The organism is Orlajensenia leifsoniae (assembly GCF_004570845.1).
Classification (GTDB): Bacteria; Actinomycetota; Actinomycetes; order Actinomycetales; family Microbacteriaceae; genus Orlajensenia; species Orlajensenia leifsoniae.
The window spans coordinates 410,055-428,803 of sequence record NZ_SPQZ01000004.1 but is presented as its reverse complement, the minus strand read 5'-3'; the positions used below and the strand labels follow the sequence as shown (position 1 = coordinate 428,803).

Sequence of the window (18,749 nt, the reverse complement as noted above, 5' to 3'; positions counted from 1 at the left end):
TTTTTTCTTAGTTTCGGACGGATGCGTCTACAAGGATTCTTGCGATTTCACCCACACCGTAAGTTTTCTGCATCGTCTGCTCATACACGCGCGTACAATTGGCGCTCATCCTCCGACGTTGCGTAGCACTCAATTTCCCAGCCTGCTCAAAAATCATCGCCAGATCCCTGGCGGAGCCGGGTTCGGCCACCAAACCGAGCCCATTCGCGCCGACCAGGGTGGCGACGTCGCCCGCAATATTTGTGAGGATGGGGATCCCCCACGCCATGCTCGACTGGAATTTCGACGGAATGGTGCCGCGGGCAATGTCGACATCCCTCAACGTGACCAACTGGAAGTCGGCGCGTTCGTAGAAAGGGCGGACCTGGGACTTGGGAATTCTGCCGTGGAATCGGATGGTTTCGACACCCAACTTCTCGACCAACAAGCGAAGGCTCGAGAGCGCGGGCCCGTCGCCTACGACATCGATGCGGATGTTCGACCGCTCTTCAAGGAGGGCTGCAGCCTCAATTACGGTATCCAGCCCCTGCATACCTCCGACTGTGCCTGCGTACAAGATGTTGAGCGTCTCTGTCGTGCCGGCTATCCGGCGCGGACCCTCCTCCGACTCCGGCGCATCAAGTGCCCAATTGAGCACCGTATGCGCTGACCTCTGGGCAGTTCCTCGAGCCACGAGGATGTCCTTCATGGTCGGTGAGATCGCAACCACAGCGGCGGCTCGACGGTATGCGCGCGTCAGCCAAGGTCCAAGCACCGCCTCGACAGCTCGGGAGACGAACGAACCGCCAGGAATCATCGATGAGCCGGTGATGGACTCGGGCCACAAGTCCTGAATGTGAAGGACGTAAGGAATCCCTCGCCGTGACCACCAGTACATCGGTGCGATCGCGGCCGTCATCTGCGTGGCGTAGACATAGACGACGTCGGCACGATAGGCCTGAGAGCTACCGGCCAGCGTCGACAATCCGAATGACACGTAGCTGGCGATTCGGCCGATCGGGTTCCTCGAATGACTAACCACGTGTGGGACACGCCGCACTCTGATTCCATCGGCCCACTCCTCGTGGCGGAAGCGACGGCGATAACCCTCGAAGATCCTGCCGTGCGGGTAGTTGGGGAAGCCCGTGATGACTGATACCGAGTGGCCGAGCGCCGAGAGGCCTACGGCGATGTCGTAGGGGACCAAGGCGTTCTCTGGCGGATAGTACTGCGTCACGATCAAGATCCGAATGCCTTCGTTGGAGGGCGGGACCGGCCGGGATTGCGAAAACCTTCCCCGAACTCCTCGTCGTATTTTCATGAGGTTCGACGGCGCGCTTCGTATTCGGAGCGCAGTATTCCGACCTGAATGAGGTCGTGATAGCCGCCGGAACGCCACACGTGCGAGCGCAACCGACCCTCAACCGACCAACCGGCCTTGCGAACAAAGAGCGCCAGCGAGGCGTCGTTGTCGTCCAGAATCGTGCTGTGCAGTCGGTTCAATCCCACGTCGTTGAATGCGAAGTCCATGATCGCGTCGACGACGGCGATTCCCAGACCTCGTCCCCTGACATCAGGTCTTCCACCCAACTTGACGGCGACGAGTGCGGTGCGGTTGTGCCAGTCGACTTCCCATAGACCCGCCATACCCGCTGGGCCGTTCTCGTCCTCGGCGATAAAGCGATGCACCGATGAGTCCGTGCCAGCTCGATCGAACCATTTTTCTTGCCCCGAGAGCGACAGCGGCCAGTCCCATCCCACGACTTTCGCACGCACAACCGGGTCGTTTGCGAGGTCTCGGAGAAATTCCAGATCCTCGCGCTCGACAGGACGCAGCCGCATCTTACTGTTCGTCATTTCTCTCCTCCGGTTGAGCATGACCGAGGTCGTCCACGTCCGCTACGGTCTGATCGTGCCGGATTCCTCGGCCGCCGAAAACAGTCGCTATCGTCGCGAACAATATCTTCAGGTCCAAAATCGGGCTGATGTTCTCCACGTACTCGACGTCGGCAACGATCCTTGCGCTCCACGGCGCATCGTTCCTATACCTCACCTGGGCCAGTCCCGTCACTCCTGGAGGGACATCCACGCGGTGCTTTTGAAATTCCGTGTACCGGGCGTATTGCGACGGCAGAGCGGGCCGTGGCCCTACGAATGACATCTCCCCGCGGATGATGTTCAACAGTTGTGGGATCTCGTCAATGCTTGTCCGACGCAGGAACTTACCCAGCGGCGGAATGAGGTCGAGTTCAGGCGGCATGTAGCCACCACCGGCCTGCTCAGCGCCGTGGACCATCGTCCGGAACTTGAATAGACGGAAATGGCGACCATTACGCCCGACACGAGCTTGCGTGAAGAGGACGGGACTACCCATGGAGCTCTTTACGATGATCGACGTCGCAGCGAGAAGGGGCAGCGCCAAAATGAGCAGTATCACAGCCGAAAGCCGTTCGATCGGCACCCTCACCGCAACATATCGGTCGCCTCTCACGATGGTTGAATCGCAAACGCTGGGAAAAAGCCCTGGGCCAGGAGCGCGGATGGAGACGTACTCAGTTCCTTCGCCCGTTTGTCGATGAGACTCAGGTATCGGTCTTCGTCGACGACAAGGCGGCCGATCCTGAAATCCATGTCTTCGCTCCCGAAGCTCGACTTGAACTTATGCAACGAGTCGCGATCGGAGCGCCCTCCGCCTAGATGCACAGCCGTCCTCCCCACTCGTTGTGCGTGTTCCATGATTCCCCAGACCAGAAGGTTGTTGGCGCCAGATCGGGCTGCCTCAGGATCGGAACCTGCAAGGTGATAATGGGCGACTGTCGGATCGAGCAAGACGAGTGCCGCAGCCACCGTCTCCCCGCGCGAGTCGACCACGGAGGCGACGTGGAGACGGGACCCAAGCTCTGCGAGCCTCGAGAAGTACGAGTCATCGAAGCGGTATCTTTCGGCCGCACCAATCCGGTTCATCGTTGAGTCATATAGTCGGCGGAATCGCCGCATGGAATCGGACTGAGCCCCCTCCATAGGAGCAACCGCGACCCGCATTCCCGTGTTGGAAGCCTTCCTGATTGCCGTACGCGCTCGCCCGGCCATTCGGCCCCACATCGCGTCGCTGGCGTCCACGTGCACCAAACAGGTGGCCGATATCCTCTGCGCGTCGAGACCAGGCAGTCCATCGAAACGCGCGTCCGGAGCGAAGGGCGCGAATCTGAGAAAGACGGTTACGATTCCCGCGGAACCGAGCGCGGCGAGGGATGCCTGCCAAGACGCGTCGATCTCAGAGCGACTCAAGTCCGGATCTGCCCATATGCCTGCGTAGCCATTGGGAGTGCTAGCGAATTTCACGCCCTCGGCTGCCTTCGTCACTACGAGAGGGATTTGCCAACGGCCGTCCGCAGAGCTCAGGCTGATCCAATCCGCGCTCGCCGAACCGGTGGCATCCGCCTGGCCGTAGGCCGTCGTGAAGTACACGCTTGGCGGCGCGATCGCCGCATGCCTCATCGCGATAGCGGTCATGCGATGGCCACTCGGATGGCATCCGACAATCGCCTCATGTCCGCCGGGCCGTAGCGGTGGTCCACCGGCAAAGAGATGAGATCTTCCCTCCACGGCTCGGCATCGTCGATGAAGGAGGGTCGCGGCCAGTGAATGGGGCAGTATATTCGATGATCGGAGAGTCTTCGCTGAAGTTCCCCGGGATTAGGGACGCTCACAACCAAGTGAGACGGAACGCTAGGGGAGGCCTCGCTCACCACCTGAAGATCGCCCCAGGACCTCAATCCCGTCAACAACTCGGCCTGGTTCTCAATGCGTCGGGCGACCATCCACTCGAAGTCCATCCGTTGAATGGTGTTAAGAGTCCGCACGGATGCAGTCCGAGGCTCAATTGAAGACTCCAGTTCCGCGTTCGCGGACCGGAACAGGCCTGCAGTGGACGGCCTGTCGGCTTCTAAATCGCCGAGCTTCTCGTCCATCGGTGACCATCGTGCACCCGCGCCTATCCCTCGTGCGATTGAGTCACGAATGGTGCCCTCAAGACCTCGCAAGTACGCACCATCCGCGACGGGCAGCAATTTGCGCATACTCCCGAAGTAGTAGTCGGCGTCGACAGCACCGCCTGGGCGAAATACCCGATGGGTCTCGTCCTCCACGACGACGACGGACTGCTCGCGGAGTTCTTTGGCCAATCGGCGATGTGCGACATCGGGCTGGCTGCCGAAGAAGCTCATGATCACGGCGAGGGCCGGCCCGTTCAGCGCTGCAAGCACCTCACGGCAGGCGGCCAGATCGAATCTGAGATCCGGCTTCAATGGGAGAAGGAGGATTCTCCATCCGCGCTCGGCAAACGGCTGCGCCATACTTTCGCAGAAATGGGCCGGCAGGAGAACAGTGCGAATCCCTGATGAACCTTCCCGATCCGCTATCAGACCAAGGACCTGTCGCCCAGTCTCAAGATAAAGCGTCGGGCCGCCCGGCTGAGTCTCCCACGGCACGGCCGTAGGTCTAGAAGCTGGATTCTCGGACGCGAAATCCGATCCGATCGCGACCTCGCCACCTGTTTCAGACATTTGAAGGGTGCCCTCCAACAAATCTGTCCAAAGAGTCGATGACGCGTGCCTTCTCGCCCGCGGTCAGCGCGGACCCGCTCGGAAGGGTCAAACCCCGCCGGAAGAGCCGCTCGGACGATCCATTGATCAACCCGCGACTCCCCGCGAAGACCGGCTGCAGGTGCATAGGCTTCCAGAGTGGGCGGCTCTCAATACCGTCAGCGGCGAAGTGAGCACGCAAGGCATCCGGGCTTCCCTGAGCGGTCTCGTCGAAAAGTATCGACGTAAGCCAGACGTTGTCTGCCTCATCGCCGGCAGCGCCGAAAACCTCGACGCCGGCTACATTTTCGAAGACCTGCTTATAGACGTCGCGCATAGCCCGCCGGCGGCCAATCATCTCATCAAGACGAGAGAGCTGGGCACGGCCGAGGGCAGCCAGGAGGTTGCTCAAGCGGTAGTTGTAGCCGATGTCGACGTGCTCGTAGTGCGCGACGGGCTGCCGAGCCTGGGTGGCGAGATAGCGCGCGTGCTGGGCGAACTCGCCGTCATCGGTCAGCAGCATGCCGCCGCCCGACGTGGTCATGATCTTGTTGCCGTTGAACGACACGATCGATGCGCGCCCGAAGCTTCCGGCGGCACGACCCTGGTGAGTCGCTCCGAGCGACTCTGCGGCATCCGCCAGCACAGGAACGCCGTATCGTGCTGCGATCGACTCGATGGCCGTGTAGTCGACGGCCTTGCCGAGGAGGTCGACGGGAACGATGGCCGCGACCTTCTCGCCCGCGGCTGTCAGCTTCTGGAGAGCTTCTTCGAGGAGGGCCGGATCCATGTTGCCCGTCTCGGGCAGGCAGTCGATGAAGTACGGCTTCGCCCCCGTGTAGACAATGGCATTCGCCGTGGCCGCGAACGTCATGGTCGAGGTGAGCACGATGTCGTCGCGTTTGACACCGAGGCCCAACAGGCCGAGGTGCAGGGCAGCGGTACCCGAGCTCAGCGCGACGGCGTGAACTACGCCCACCCGCTCGGCGAGCTCGCGTTCGAAGGCATCGACATCGGGCCCGAGGGGTGCCACCCATCCGGACCGGAGCGCTGAGACGAGGTACTGCTCCTCGAGATCGCTCATGTCGGGAGAGGACATGTAGATGCGCTCGGCCGTCATGATGCGTGTCCCCCGGTCGAGATCCGAGGCATGTGCGACGTGTCGTTGTTGCGCGGCTGCGAGCGCATCCGCTCCTCCCAGCCTGTCTTGTCCAGACGCTCGGGTGAAATTCCCCCGACCTTGGCATGGGAGATCTTCGGATGCAGCGGCCGGGCGTCGGTCTCGCCGGTTCCGACCAGGATCTCGTGCAGCTTCTCCCCCTCGCGCAGACCAGTGAAGACGATGGTGATGTCCTTGCCCGACATATCGATCATGCGCTCGGCGATGTCGAGGATGCGCACGGGCTCGCCCATGTCGAGGATGAGAACCTCGCCGGGCTTGCCGATGCCGCCGGCCTGCACCACGAGCTGGCAGGCCTCGGGAATGGTCATGAAGTAGCGCGTGACGTCGGGGTGCGTGACTGTGAGCGGGCCGCCGGCCTCGATCATCGACGCGAAGGTCGGGAGCATCGAGCCACGGCTGCCGATCACGTTGCCGAAGCGCACGGAGAGGTAGCGCAGACCGGTCTCGTCGGCCATCCAGGCGGTGAGCTTCTCGGCCACGCGCTTGGAGTGTCCGAGAACGCTCGTCGGGTTCGCCGCCTTGTCGGTGGAGATGTTGATGAAGGTGAGCACCCCGGCATCGCGCGCGGCGTTCAGCACGTTGAGGGTCCCGAGAACGTTCGTCTTCCACGCCTCGTCTGGGTACTGCTCGAGCATCGGGAGGTGCTTGAGGGCCGCCGCGTGGAACACCACTTCAGGGCGACGCGCCTCGAAGATGCGGTGGATGACGTCGGCCTCGCGGATGTCGGCCAGCACGACCTCGTCGGAGTCGAGAAGGCCGTGGCCCTTGGTGCCGAGTTGAGCGGTCTGCAGGCCTGTCTCGTCTCGATCGAGCATGATGAGCTCGGACGGCTTGAACTTGGAGATCTGACGGCACAGCTCCGAGCCGATCGATCCGCCGGCGCCCGTGACCAGCACGCGCTTGCCGGCGAGGTAGCCGGCGATGCTCTCCATCTCCGTGTCGACAGGATGCCGCCCGATGATGTCCTCGATGGCGATGTCGCGCAGATCGGACACGCGTGACTTGCCCGCGAGGATGTCCTCGAGCAGCGGCATGACCTTGACCGCCAGGTTGTAGCGCGCGCCGATGTCGGAGATGCGACGCAGGAAGTCGGAATCGGCACGGGCTACGGCGATCACGAGCACCCGCGCATTCGTGTCGCCCACGATGCGCTCGATCTGGTCGATCGATCCGCGTACCGGAACGCCGGCGATGTGACGATTGCGCTTGGCGGGATCATCGTCGATGATCCCGACAGGAAGATACGTCGAATGCGGGTCGGTCGTCATACGACGGATGAGCGACGTGCCGATGTAACCGGCGCCGTAGATCAGTGTGCGTTCCGCATCCTCGCCCGGGCGGGCATGACGCTCTACGTAGAGACGCTTGAGGTAGCGCACCGAGAACATGAACAGCAGCGCGATGGGGAGGGCGATGAACATCGTGCTGCGCGGCGTGTGGAGCAGGCTGCCGAAGATCGCCACGGGGATGCCGAGAAGGAACGCCACGACGAGTGCGGCCAGGCTCAGCGCGCGCACCTCCTCGAAGGTGCCGTAGGGGAACCGGCCCTGATAGAGGTGGAACATGAACCCGATGCCGTACTGGAGAGCAGCGGCAGCGAGCGACAGAAGGAGCAGGGGCACGACGGCGATCTGCATCGCGTTGAACTCGTAGCGGAACAGTTCGGCGAGGGCGATCGCGAGGAACCAGGCCAGCGCGTCGAGTATGTACTGGGAGCCGAACCGGATGGGCCGCCTCTTGTAGCCCGCCTCCACGATGTCGTGGACGCGGCTGCGCCTCACCATGTCAGCCCCCCGTCGGTCGAGCGCGCGAACGCATCGCCCGACCACAACCAGATCGCGTCGCCGCCCTGGGCCACGGCGTTGTCCTGCGGAGCCGCGCCCGACTCCACGCACGTGGATGGATCCGTCGCGGCGCCGGCGTCCACCGGGATGGTGGCGACCTGGGCACCGTTGCAGTCGTTCTGACCGGAGATCACGACCAGGTAGCCGTCACCGCCGGGCGCGACGGCCGCGGCGCCGGTGACCGACAGCGGCTCGCTCCACGAGCCTCCGGCATCCGTCGTCGTCATGATCGACGAGCTGGCGCAGAGCACGGCGGCCGCGGTCTCGCTGGACGCGGCGACCTGCACGGGCTGGTCGCACGGCTGCGATGCACCGCCGCCGGGAGCGATGACCGACGCGGAATCCTGGCTGAGATGCCAGGTCGTGTCGACCTCGTCGGCAGCCTCCCATTCCTCGCCGGCCACGTAGGAGCGGGCGAACAGCGGGGCACAGCTCGCGGCGTCCGCCGTCACGAGTGCGACGTAGTCTCCGCTCCCGGGAAGGATCGACCTGACGGATGCCGCCGCAGGCTCGACCGCCACGGTGAAGTCGGACCAGGATGATCCGCCGTCGTCCGTCGACTGGACGACGGGCTCGTCGCCCGGGCACGAGCCCACGCCGGCTCGGTAGGCGCGCTCGCCGTCGACGGCAGCGAGGGTGCGCGAAGGCGGGCCGACGACCGCCACCGGCTCGGCGGACGGTTCGACCGTCGGCGTCGCACGGTCGACCGGGGCCGAACTCGCCGGTGTGGACACCGCGGCGCCGTCAGGGGCATTGCGATTCTGCGTGAGCGCGACGTAGACCAGCACCAGCACGACGAGCGCGAGGGCGGCGATGCCGACGATCCACAGGGTGCGGAAGCGCTCTCCTGAGGAGCGATCGGTTCTGCCGGGGATTCGTCTCGCCATGGAAGGACCGACTAACCGACGGATGCGGCGCGCTCGATGAACGACACTGTGGTGCGGACTGCGGGAACGAGCTGATCGGCCGAGGTCTGGTAGACCGCCTTGGACTGACGGTAGGGGTCGACGACGTCGTCGTCGTCGGGAGAGTCGGCGGGCGCCACGATCCCCCGGAACGACGAGGCGACCGCGACCGCCGATGAGAACGGCTTCGAGCCGGGGATGAACCCGTCAGCCAGGTCCTCGTCGGTCACTTCGGCGACGAGGCGCGCGAACTCCCGGAGGGTGAAGGTCTTCCTGACGGCACTCGGCACCATCTCGACGATCGCTCGCCGGTGGTCACGCGACATGGCCAGCACGAGGTCGGCTTCGACGATCTGATCCGCGGTCAACTGACGCGCGACGTGCGCAGCCGCATCCGTGGCCCCGTAGCGAGCGGAGAGGACCTGCGACGGGGGTGCCATCGACGACCCCACCATCGCGATGGTGCCGGCGCTCGTGACCGTCGCATCCGCGACCCCGCTCAGCCCCTGACGCAGGAGCTGCTCGGCGAGGGGCGACCGGCAGATGTTCCCCGAGCAGACCGTGAGGATGGAGATCGCCATGTCAGCGCTTCCGTCGACTGCGGGTCTTGGCCGGTGCGGCCGACTCCGAGGCGTCGTCCTCCTCGTGGATGACGCCGTAGGTGTAGGCGCCGTAGCCGTAGCTGTCGGGACCCTTGGTCGGAAGCATGGTCACGACGACACCGGCGAGGTGGCCGCCGGATGCCGTCAGCGCACGTACCGCACCGGCGAGCTCCTGCTTCTTCGTGCTTCCGGATGCGGCGACGAGGATGGTGCCGCCGGTGAACTTCGAGACGACGGCGGCGTCGGTCACCAGCAGGAGGGGCGGCGCGTCGATGAGGATGTAGTCGAACTGCTCGGAGAGAGTCTCGAGGAGCTCGACCATGGGCCGCGACCCAAGCAGCTCGCTCGGGTTCGGCGGGATGCGCCCCGCCGGGAGCACGAAGAGCTTGCCCCGACCCCACTTCTGCAGCACGTCGGCGAGGGTTGCTCGCCCGATGAGGAGGTCGGTCAGGCCGACTCCACCCTCGATGCCCATGTACTCGGCGATCTTGGGGAGACGGAGGTCGCCGTCGATCAGCGCGACGCGAGCACCGGTCTCCGCCAGCGAGATGGCCAGGTTGGCTGTCGTGGTCGACTTGCCTTCACCGGGACCGGCGCTGGAGATGACGAAGCTGCGCGGGCCACCCTCGACGTTCACGAACTGGAGGTTCGTGCGGAGGCTGCGGAAGGACTCGGCGCGCGGGTTGCGCGGATCGGCGTGCACGATGAGCGGACGCTTCTTCGCGTCGGGGTCGAGGGCGATGCCGCCGAGGAGGGGCTTGTCGGTGATCTGCTCGATGTCGTGCAGCGAGTGGATGCGGGTGTCGAGCACGCTGCGCAGGATCGCCAGGCCGATGCCGGCGGCGAGTCCGATGAGCGCGCCGAGGATGAGGTTCAGCGGAACGTTCGGGCTCGACGGTCGGGACGGCGCCGTGGCGGGCTGGATCGTCTCGATCTTCACCAGGCTCGGAGCCTCGCCCGACGGCTTCTCGAGGTTGTTGACGACGACGTCGGAGAAGTTCGATCCGATGGAGTTGGCGATGAGAGCCGCCTGCTCCGGATCACCATCGGTGACGGTGATGGCGATGAGAACGGTGTTGAGGGGCGACGATGCAGTCACCTGCGCCGCGAGCTGAGCGCTCGACTCGGACAGGTCGAGTTCCTTGACGACCCGGTCGAGCACTACTGCGCTGGCGACGACGTCGACATAGGAGGTGACGGCCTGGCGAGCGAAGCTTGTACCCTGAACGAGGTCGCCGGTGGCCGCGGCCTCACCGGCGCGAACCGAGACGTAGAGCTTCGTCGTCGCCTCGTACTTGGGGGCCACGAGGATGGAATACGCGGCGGCCAGCCCGATTCCGAGGAGCGCGAAGACCACGATGAGGATCCAGCTCTTGTGCAGGATCCGGACGTAGTCGCGTATCTCCATAGGTTCTGCTGTCCCCCGGTTTGTGGTTGTCGCAGACGTAGTACTGCGTCGTACATTTTGGCACACGGCTCGAAAGGGCTCGACCGTCGGTCGCCAAGTTTCGGGCGGATTTCGCCCCTCACCGGCAAACCTAGCCCTTCTATTGGGGTGGCGTGCCGACTAACGGTTGGCGAGCCGCCCGCCGGACTCCTGCAGATAGCACGATCCGCACAGCGACTCGTAGCCGACGTGAACCCCGTCGATCGCCACCTGGTCGCCGTCGAAGACGAAGGCGCCGTCGACGAGGCGGGCGTTGAAGACCGCCTTGCGACCGCACCGACAGATCGTCTTCAGCTCCTCGAGGCTGTGCGCGATCTCGAGCAGACGTCGGCTGCCGGGGAAGGCCACGGTGAGGAAATCGGTCCGGATGCCGTAGGCCAGCACCGGGACGTTCTCGAGGATCGCGATGCGCAGCAGGTCGTCGGCCTGCTCGGCGGTGAGGAACTGCGCCTCGTCGACGAGGAGGCAGCTCACGTCGCGGCCGGTCACCGCGACCTGGGCGGCACGGTGGCGCTGGAACTCGGCGTAGGCGTCTGTGTCCGGAGCGAGGATGAAGTCGACCTCGCGCACCACGCCCAGGCGCGACAGGATGCCGAGGTCGCCCTTCGTGTCGATCGACGGCTTGGCGAGCAGCACGCCGTGACCGCGCTCCTCGTAGTTGTGTGCCGCCTGCAGCAGGGCAGTGCTCTTACCGGAGTTCATCGCTCCGTAGCGGAAGTACAGCTTGGCCATTACTCGAGGAAACCGTCTTCGGCCGCGCGACGGATGAGGTCGGTCTTGCGGCTGGCCGGCCGGCCCACCTTCTGGTACTTCTCGCGCACGCGGCGGAGGTAGGTCTTGGCGGTCTCGTACTTGACGTCCATCGCCTCGCCGACCTCGATGGTGCTTCGACCGGTGACGTAGAGCAGGAGGGCCTGGCGCTCGCCGGGGCTCAACTGCGGCTTGACCAGGGTGACGCCCGGGGTGCTGGCCACGCGATCGGCGACGCCCGACGTCGGCTCCGGCATCCGCAGGGCTGATCGGACGGCTGCCATGACCTCGGCCATCGGGAGTGCCTTGGACAGGAAGGCGAGGGCCCCGGCCGAACTCGCCCGCGCCCGGGCGTCGGCGCTGTCGAGGGCGCTGATGACGATGACCTTGGCTCCGGCGGCCCGGCAGGTGCGTATGCGGGCCTCGATGGAGACGGGCTCGACGAGCTGGAAGTCCATGAGCACGACGTCGACCGGGAAGTCCTCGCTGCGCACGAAGTCGAGCCAGCGGTTGGCGGCCACGGCCAGAGTGAAGTCGGGAGCGTTGCTGCCGATCCAGCTGGCGACGGAGTCGAGGATGACCTCGTGGTCGTCGAGCAGCCCGACTCGAACGGGCCGTGCCGCGACGGCGTTCTCAGTGCTGGGCATAGTCGAATCCTACTGTCACGGCCCCCGGTGCCACGCGCACGACGACCCCCTCGAACAGGACACGCACGACGGCGAGATACTGCACGAGGAGCGCCTCGGCCCGGCGCGCGCTGAGCGGCCGGGGGGCGGCATCCGTCGTCGCGGAGATCTGCACGGAGACGGATGCCGCAGCCGGCCCGCCGGCGACACGCGGCCCGGGGTGCGTGCCCGCCCTCTGCCGCAGCACCACGGTGACCGACCGCGCCGAGATCTCGTCGTCGGCGCTGATGGCCGCCACCAGAGCCGCACAGGCGACGCGCTGCTCGCCGCTCATCCGGATCGCGAGCATGTCGGGGTCGTCGACGGCAGGAGAGCCGCCGCCGGGCACCGCGATGCCGTCGGCCACGTCGTCCAGCCAAGTGCGACCGATCTCGGCGACGAGGGTGCCGCGCAGGGCGTCGGCCAGGGCGCGGGCGCGCTCCACGTCTTCCAGCTCGACGGTCGTGGCGTTGATGCCGCGGGTGAGGAACGGCAGCACCTCGCGCGCCAGCACGCTCACCTGCTGCTGCTGAACGGAGCGCGCGAGACCGATGCGCGCCTCCTCCTCGATCTCGAGAGCCGCTCGCGACACCAGTCGCTGCCAGTTGCGCACGGCGCGCACGAAACCGTTCGAGAACGCCGCGGCCGCGAGCCCGAGGGCGAGCGGAGGCACAACGAGCACCACGATGTACTCGGCCAGCGGGGCGTTCACGGCGAAGTAGGGCGCCTGGGCGACGGGGAACAGCGCGAGCGCGATCGACGATGCGACGGCGCCGATGACGAGCGAGAGCGCCGGCCTGTACGGCGCCATCATGGCCAGCAGGATGGCCACGGTGACCTGCCCGAAGTCGTCCTGCAGCAGTCGGTTGGCCCCAAATCGCGAGATCGTCTCGAGTGCCGCCGCGACGACCGCCAGCGTCACGACGACGAACGCCGCCTGCGGCCCGAACGGCGACGACGTGGGGTGGGCTGCCACCAGGAAGACGGCGCAGGCCACGACGAGCACGACCACCGCGGCGATGCCGACGGCCGGCTGCTGCACGGCCTCCCACTGGCGCGCGGTCTGGAAGCCCGCATAGCTGACGGCCATGATCGACCCGATCCAGGAGAGCGGATGAGCGCTCAGCGTTCCGAGCGGATCGACGACCTGCGGGCTCTTCCTCCACGACGCCGTGCGCGTCGCTTCGATGCGCGAACGGATGCCGCCCCAACTCCGGCCGGTCGTGACCGCCGCGCTCATGAGGCTGTTCCGTCAGCGGCGGGCAGGTCCGCGGTGGAGTGAGATGCCGCGGGCACCGACTCGGCCCGACCGGATCCGGTCTGGGCCGGGAGCGCGATCACGACGCTGGTTCCCGAGCCCGGAGTCGACCACAACCGCACCGAGCCGCCGACGGCCTCGACCCGCGCGAGCACGGAGTGGCGCAGTCCGAGGCGGGGCGCCTCGGTCTCCGACGGCACGAAGCCGATCCCGGCATCCGTCACGGCCACCACCACCTCGTCTTCGTCGGCGCTGACCGAGAGGTCGGCATCCGTCACCTCGGAGTGCCGCAGCACGTTGATGAGGCACTGGGTGACCGCGAGTCCGAGGGCCTCGGCCCTCTCCGCGTCGAGCCTGAAGACGACGGAACGGTCTCCGGAGACATCGATGGAGAGTCCTTGGGCGCGGGCCGCCGAGATCGCCTGGGCGAGCGGGGTGGCGAGCCAGTCGGCGGAGCCCGTGCTGATGGCGTCGCGGGAGAGCAGCCAGTCCTGCCCGATGATGCGCTCGAGGTCGCTGGCGATCATCGAGCGCAGGCGTGGATCGATGGGGCCGGGCTCGGCTGCCGCGACGGCCATGAGATGGCTGAGCGCGGTGTCGTGCAGCAGTGCCGTGGCGCGCGCGCCGAGTTCTCGGCGGGCCGTCAGCGCGCTGTCACGGCGGGATGCCTGGTGGATGAACTGCTGCGCCGACTTCGCCCGTCCCGTGTCGAACGTCGTGGCGAGTAGCACGATGGCGATCAGCAGATACGTCGCGGGGGCGAAGGGATCGATGCGGAACTCGACGCCTGTCGCCATGGCGGCCAACAGCACTGCGGTCTCGCCGAGCACGAGGCCGAGCGTGCTCCAGACCAGTCCGATCAGGGGGGTGTCGCCTGCACCGCCCACCATCACCAGAGCCATGACCGGCAGGGCGACGATGAACAGGTCGGTCGTGGGGAAGAGCAGGTTGTCGCTCAGGATCGTGACGGCGTAGATGAATGTGCTGGCAGACCCGACCACCAGGTATCCGACGGTGGCGAGAACCGTGTGGTGCCTCGTGAGCGTGATGAGCAGGATCGCCATCGGAACGAGGGCGACGATCGTGGGCCAGAGTCCGTCATGCGGATGCGCAAGGCTGAGCGAGACGATCGCCGTCAGGGCGCCGGCGAGGCAGACGAGGCCGAACCAGTGCGCGGCGCGCGCGATGACGCGACTCATCGTCGGTGCGATGAGGTGGTTCGGCAGTCCGAGCGTCACAGTGAGCACCCCCTCGAGGTTCATTCCAGCGCATGAGAAGCGGTCGTACCCCGCATTCTCTGGAAATGTACCCCGCTCTGGGACGGTGCGCGAGCATTCGGGGGACAGATTCAGGCTCCGAATGGTGCTCGAGACACTCGTGGCCCCGGTTCTCGCCGGCTCGGAGCCCTCAGAACAGCGTCGGCTCCGGGTCGGATCGCGAGAGCACTCCCCCGGTGTTCGGCGACAGTCTGGTGCGATTCAGCCCGTGCTTGCGCACCAGCGGCGCGACCCTCTCGGCGAGCCAGGTGCGGTACTCCTTCGGGGCGTACGTTCCCCGGTACATCGCCCGATATCTGGGCAGGAGCGCCGGATACTCCCGCCCGAGCCACAGGAAGTACCACTCCTTCACGCCGGGCTTCAGGTGCAGCGCCGAGTGCACGACCCCCGTGGCCCCGGCCTCCTTCGCCTGCCGCATCGCCTCGTCGAGGTGGTCGACGGTGTCGGTGAGGAACGGGAGGATCGGCATCATGAAGACGCCGCAGTCGAGCCCGGCCTCCCGCACGGCGGTGACCGTGGCCAGCCGCGCCTTGGTGGTCGGTGTCCCCGGTTCGACGGACTGCTGCAGCTCGTCGTCGTAGACCGCGATCGACATGGCGATGTCGACGGGCACGCGCCGGGCGGCATCCGCCAGCAGGGGAAGATCGCGACGCAGGAGCGTTCCCTTGGTCAGGATGCTGAACGGGGTTCCGGTGTCGGCGAGCGCCCCGATGATGCCCGGCATGAGGGCATAGCGCCCCTCGGCGCGCTGGTAGGGGTCGGTGTTCGTGCCGAGGGCGACGGCGTCGCGCTTCCAGCTCGGGCGGCTGAGCTCCTTGCGCAGCACCTCGGCCACGTTCACCTTCACGATGATCTGCCGATCGAAGTCGTCGCCGCCGTCGAGGTCGAGGTAGGTGTGGGTGGGGCGGGCGAAGCAATTGTGGCTGATCACGCCATTCGCGACGAAGTCGCCGGTGCCCGTAGTGATGTCCAGCATGTCGATGGTCTCACCGAGCGGCTCGATCGACACCACCTCGAGCTTCGCGCCGGACTTCACGGCCGCGCCGACGAGTGCGAGCTTGCGTGTAATGGCGGGCTGTGCGGTCCTGAAGAACCGGTCTCGGGCGGGAAGCCCGCCCGTCACTCGAACGTTCGATACACCGATCGCATTCGGTCCTTCCCTCACGACGGTCAGCCCGTGCGTCGAGCAGGCCCGCTCGACTTCACTCAGGATCCGCTCGTCGGAATTGCTGATACGCAGGACGCCCCCGGAGCAACTGCCTTCTGCATCGAAGATCCCACCGAGATACCCGGCCTGCCATTCGGCCGACGGATCAGCCCGCCATCTGATGAGATCTCCGATCTGGTCGTAGTGCACGCTCTTGCTGGTGAAGATGGCGTTCATCCGGCGCCGCGTGTCCGTCGCCGGTGAGAACTCCTTCATGATTGTCGGCACGCCCTCCGTCGCCATGAACCCGCGCGTACGGGTGAGGGCTTCGTCGTCCGCCAGAGCCAGGCGGAAGCGGCTCGCGACATACGGATTGCCAACGCGTCTCGGATACTCCCGGCGCAGCATCATGCCGTCACCCCGGATCATTCCCGTGAGATACCCATGGCGATAGTCAGCGCTGTCGATGTCGGTTGTCTCGGTGGCGGCACCCCTACCGAATCCCATGAGCTTGTTGTTCGGCGTCAGATAGGACCGCTGCCCGGGGCCGGCCATCGACCCAGTCACATGCTTCCACCCGCGCTCGGTAAGGAAGCGGTGATCACCGCTGGCGATGATCTCAGTGCCGTCTGCGAGAACCACGCGGAATGCCGGCTTCCGCGTTGCCCACTTCGCAGCGACGCGCGTCTCCACGTAGCGTCGGTATCGTCCTCGGGCCTCGGTGCCGACGATGGCGTCGCCGACCTCGATGTCTCGAAGCGCGCGCTGACGGCCATCGGCCATGAGAACCAACGTGTCGGGGTGCAGGCAATAGGCACACGCATGGCTGCAGCCCCTATACGGGTTGATCGTCCACTCCATGGGAACCTGACTCTGCACCGGAAGCTTGTTCAGCGCCGACTTCGCCAGCACCTCGTGGAAGGTCATCCCGGCGAATTCGGGCGTCTTCACCGAGCGCACGAGGTTGTTGAGCTTGGCCAGCCCGGGCAGGGCATCGACATTCTCGACACCCAACTCCTGATTGCTCCACCGCACGGATTCATTCGAACACGTCTTCGAATGGATGGCAAGGCGAGACGTCGGAATGTCGGATGCCGAGAGTCGGAATGACGGGTGGGGAGGAGCTCCGCTCGCTCAGCCAGCGACCGGAGCCAGGGCGGCATCCGTCACCGGATGCAGGTGCAGCTCGGCGGCAGTCCAGCGCAGCCGCAGCCAGCGATCGTGGCTCGCGATCACGACGGCACCGGGGTAGGTGCCCAGGGCCTCTTCGAGGTCGGTCGCGAGGCCCAACGACAGGTGGTTGGTCGGCTCGTCGAGCAGGAACAGGTGCGGCGGCTTCGCGATCACGAGGGCCAGCGCGAGCCGACGCTGCTGCCCGACCGAGAGGGCGCCGACGGGTCGGTTCTCGTCGCGCGGCGCGATGAGGCCGAGGCCCGAGAGCGGCACCTGCTCCGCGCGCCGCTCCCCCAGCACCGACTCGTAGACGGCGCGCGCGGGGAGGGCTGCATCCGGGAACCTGACGTCCTGCTCGAGCAGGCCGACGCGCAGGCCCCGGCGCCGCTGAAGCACACCGTCGCCCGCACCGATGCGGCCGGCGAGCAGCGCCAGCAGCGTCGACTTGCCGGCTCCGTTCGCGCCGGTCACCAGCAGTCGCGTCTGCGGCTCGACCCGCAGGTCGAGCGGAGCGAGGCGGCCCGCAACCGCGAGGCCGGCCGCCTGCACGAGCAACCCGGACTCGTCGCCGAGCGCCTGCGATCCGCGCGGGATGCCTGCGAAGGCGAGCGGCGCCGGAGGCTTGCGCACCTGCTCGCGCTCGAGAACACTCAGCCGCCCCTCGGCGTTGTGCACGCGCCGCGCGATGGCCTGGTCGTTGCGAGCGCCCTTGAAGCCGTGGATGAACTTGTCGTTGTCGCGCGGTCCACGACCATGAGCGACAGAACGCGTCGTGACCGCCACGGCGTGCCGCAGGCGGCCGAGCTCCTCCTGTTCGTCGGCGTACTGACGCTCCCAGCGGTCGCGTTCCGACGCTTTGTGCTCGAGGTACTCGCTGAAGCGGCCTCCGAACACTGTGACGGATGCCGTTGATGCGTGCGAGTCGGCGTGGGGGGCGCGCGCGGCGTCGAGATCCACCAGCCCTGTGGCGACGGCGTCGAGGAAGGCGCGGTCGTGGCTGGCGAACAGCACCGGCCCGGCCCAGTCGCGCAGCTGTCGCTCGAGGAACTCGGCGGCGGAGTCGTCGAGGTGGTTGGTCGGCTCATCGAGGAGCAGGGCGTCGGGCCGCCTCAGCAGGAGGGCGGCGAGGGCCACGCGACTGCGCTGGCCTCCGGAGACCTCGTCGAGGCGGCGGTCGAGCTGAAGGGCGGAGACGCCGAGGCCATCGCGCAGGACGTCACGACGGGCATCCGCTCCCCAGATGTCGGCCCGTTCGGCGGCGGCGAGGGCGGCGGCGTAACGCTCGGGCGCAGCCGGCGACTCAGGGTCGTGGGCGAGGGCGGATGCCGCATCGTCGAGTTCGCGCTCGATCGCGCGGACCTCGGCGAGGGCATCCTCGAACACGTCCTCGACGGTGTCGCTCGGACGGAACGGAACCTCCTGCCACAGGATTCCCGTGCGCAGTGGCCGCGTGATGACGCCATGGTCGGGGGCTTCGACTCCGGCGATGATGCGGAGCAGCGTCGACTTGCCGGCACCGTTCTCGCCGATGAGGCCGACACGTTGCCCGCGCCCGACGCTGAAGCCGACGTCGCTGAGCACGCGACGCTCGCCGTAGCTGCGGGAGACCCCGTCGAGACGGAGGTGATCGGAGTGGATGAGGGGAGATCGCAAGAGGGAACCGCCTGTCGGGGTGGCCCGCCGCGTGCCGTTCGATCGGGGCACGGATGCGCTTCGCTGAGCGGCACGCGGCGGGCGAGGGGGATCCCGCCGGGCATCTGCCGCCGACTGCCGGAAGCCCTCCCTGACGGTTCATCGCAGTGCGCCGGAACCGTGCTGCGGATGTCGATGCCCGGGTTCGACGAATCGAGGACCGGACCGGCTGCATCCGCCGGGAAGAATGCCGAACGTCAACGGCGCCTCAGGCGCGGGACGGATCGGCAGTTCTACTTCATAG

Annotated in this window: 16 protein-coding genes; all 16 read right to left on the bottom strand. The window is 66.4% G+C overall.

Features of this window, described 5'->3' with window-relative positions; translation table 11 throughout:
* Positions 1–7: 7 nt before the first annotated feature.
* Complete coding sequence (locus E4M00_RS12920) at positions 8–1,216, bottom strand: glycosyltransferase family 4 protein (protein ID WP_167756892.1); 1,209 nt, start codon at positions 1,214–1,216, stop codon at positions 8–10.
* 80 nt (positions 1,217–1,296) lie between these two features.
* Complete coding sequence (locus E4M00_RS12915) at positions 1,297–1,836, bottom strand: GNAT family N-acetyltransferase (protein ID WP_167756891.1); 540 nt, start codon at positions 1,834–1,836, stop codon at positions 1,297–1,299.
* Complete coding sequence (locus E4M00_RS12910) at positions 1,823–2,470, bottom strand: sugar transferase (protein WP_167756890.1); 648 nt, start codon at positions 2,468–2,470, stop codon at positions 1,823–1,825. Before E4M00_RS12910 ends, E4M00_RS12915 begins: the two co-directional genes overlap by 14 nt.
* Entirely contained in the window at positions 2,467–3,492 is a 1,026-nt protein-coding gene (locus E4M00_RS12905; RefSeq protein ID WP_135120905.1) for a GNAT family N-acetyltransferase, read from the bottom strand. The genes E4M00_RS12910 and E4M00_RS12905 overlap by 4 nt, the downstream gene beginning before the upstream one ends.
* On the bottom strand, positions 3,489–4,469 hold the full coding sequence (locus E4M00_RS12900) for an aspartate aminotransferase family protein (protein ID WP_135120904.1): 981 nt from the start codon (positions 4,467–4,469) through the stop codon (positions 3,489–3,491). Before E4M00_RS12900 ends, E4M00_RS12905 begins: the two co-directional genes overlap by 4 nt.
* A gap of 67 nt (positions 4,470–4,536) precedes the next feature.
* On the bottom strand, positions 4,537–5,646 hold the full coding sequence (locus E4M00_RS12895) for a DegT/DnrJ/EryC1/StrS family aminotransferase (protein WP_240037095.1): 1,110 nt from the start codon (positions 5,644–5,646) through the stop codon (positions 4,537–4,539).
* A 32-nt stretch (positions 5,647–5,678) separates the two neighbouring features.
* Positions 5,679–7,529 (bottom strand): polysaccharide biosynthesis protein, encoded by a 1,851-nt coding sequence (locus tag E4M00_RS12890; RefSeq protein ID WP_135120902.1) that lies wholly within the window; start codon positions 7,527–7,529, stop codon positions 5,679–5,681.
* Positions 7,523–8,476, bottom strand: coding sequence for a hypothetical protein (locus tag E4M00_RS12885; RefSeq protein ID WP_135120901.1), 954 nt, complete (start codon positions 8,474–8,476; stop codon positions 7,523–7,525). The genes E4M00_RS12890 and E4M00_RS12885 overlap by 7 nt, the downstream gene beginning before the upstream one ends.
* Before the next feature lie 11 nt (positions 8,477–8,487).
* Positions 8,488–9,075 carry an arsenate reductase/protein-tyrosine-phosphatase family protein gene (locus E4M00_RS12880; RefSeq protein ID WP_240037093.1) on the bottom strand — a complete coding sequence of 196 codons (588 nt, stop codon included), beginning with the start codon at positions 9,073–9,075 and terminating at the stop codon, positions 8,488–8,490.
* 1 nt (position 9,076) lies between these two features.
* Positions 9,077–10,504 (bottom strand): tyrosine-protein kinase domain-containing protein, encoded by a 1,428-nt coding sequence (locus E4M00_RS12875; protein ID WP_135120900.1) that lies wholly within the window; start codon positions 10,502–10,504, stop codon positions 9,077–9,079.
* Between the two features lie 159 nt (positions 10,505–10,663).
* Positions 10,664–11,275, bottom strand: a complete 612-nt coding sequence (locus tag E4M00_RS12870) for a thymidine kinase (RefSeq protein ID WP_056168336.1) — start codon at positions 11,273–11,275, stop codon at positions 10,664–10,666.
* Positions 11,275–11,940, bottom strand: a complete 666-nt coding sequence (locus E4M00_RS12865; protein ID WP_135120899.1) for a response regulator transcription factor — start codon at positions 11,938–11,940, stop codon at positions 11,275–11,277. The genes E4M00_RS12870 and E4M00_RS12865 overlap by 1 nt, the downstream gene beginning before the upstream one ends.
* Positions 11,927–13,198 carry a hypothetical protein gene (locus E4M00_RS12860; RefSeq protein ID WP_135120898.1) on the bottom strand — a complete coding sequence of 424 codons (1,272 nt, stop codon included), beginning with the start codon at positions 13,196–13,198 and terminating at the stop codon, positions 11,927–11,929. The genes E4M00_RS12865 and E4M00_RS12860 overlap by 14 nt, the downstream gene beginning before the upstream one ends.
* Positions 13,195–14,478 (bottom strand): sensor histidine kinase, encoded by a 1,284-nt coding sequence (locus E4M00_RS12855; protein ID WP_135120897.1) that lies wholly within the window; start codon positions 14,476–14,478, stop codon positions 13,195–13,197. Before E4M00_RS12855 ends, E4M00_RS12860 begins: the two co-directional genes overlap by 4 nt.
* A gap of 145 nt (positions 14,479–14,623) precedes the next feature.
* Positions 14,624–16,675, bottom strand: a complete 2,052-nt coding sequence (locus tag E4M00_RS17965) for an intein-containing Rv2578c family radical SAM protein (protein WP_193555586.1) — start codon at positions 16,673–16,675, stop codon at positions 14,624–14,626.
* Between the two features lie 99 nt (positions 16,676–16,774).
* Entirely contained in the window at positions 16,775–18,466 is a 1,692-nt protein-coding gene (locus E4M00_RS12840; RefSeq protein ID WP_240037091.1) for an ABC-F family ATP-binding cassette domain-containing protein, read from the bottom strand.
* Between the last annotated feature and the right edge of the window lie 283 nt (positions 18,467–18,749).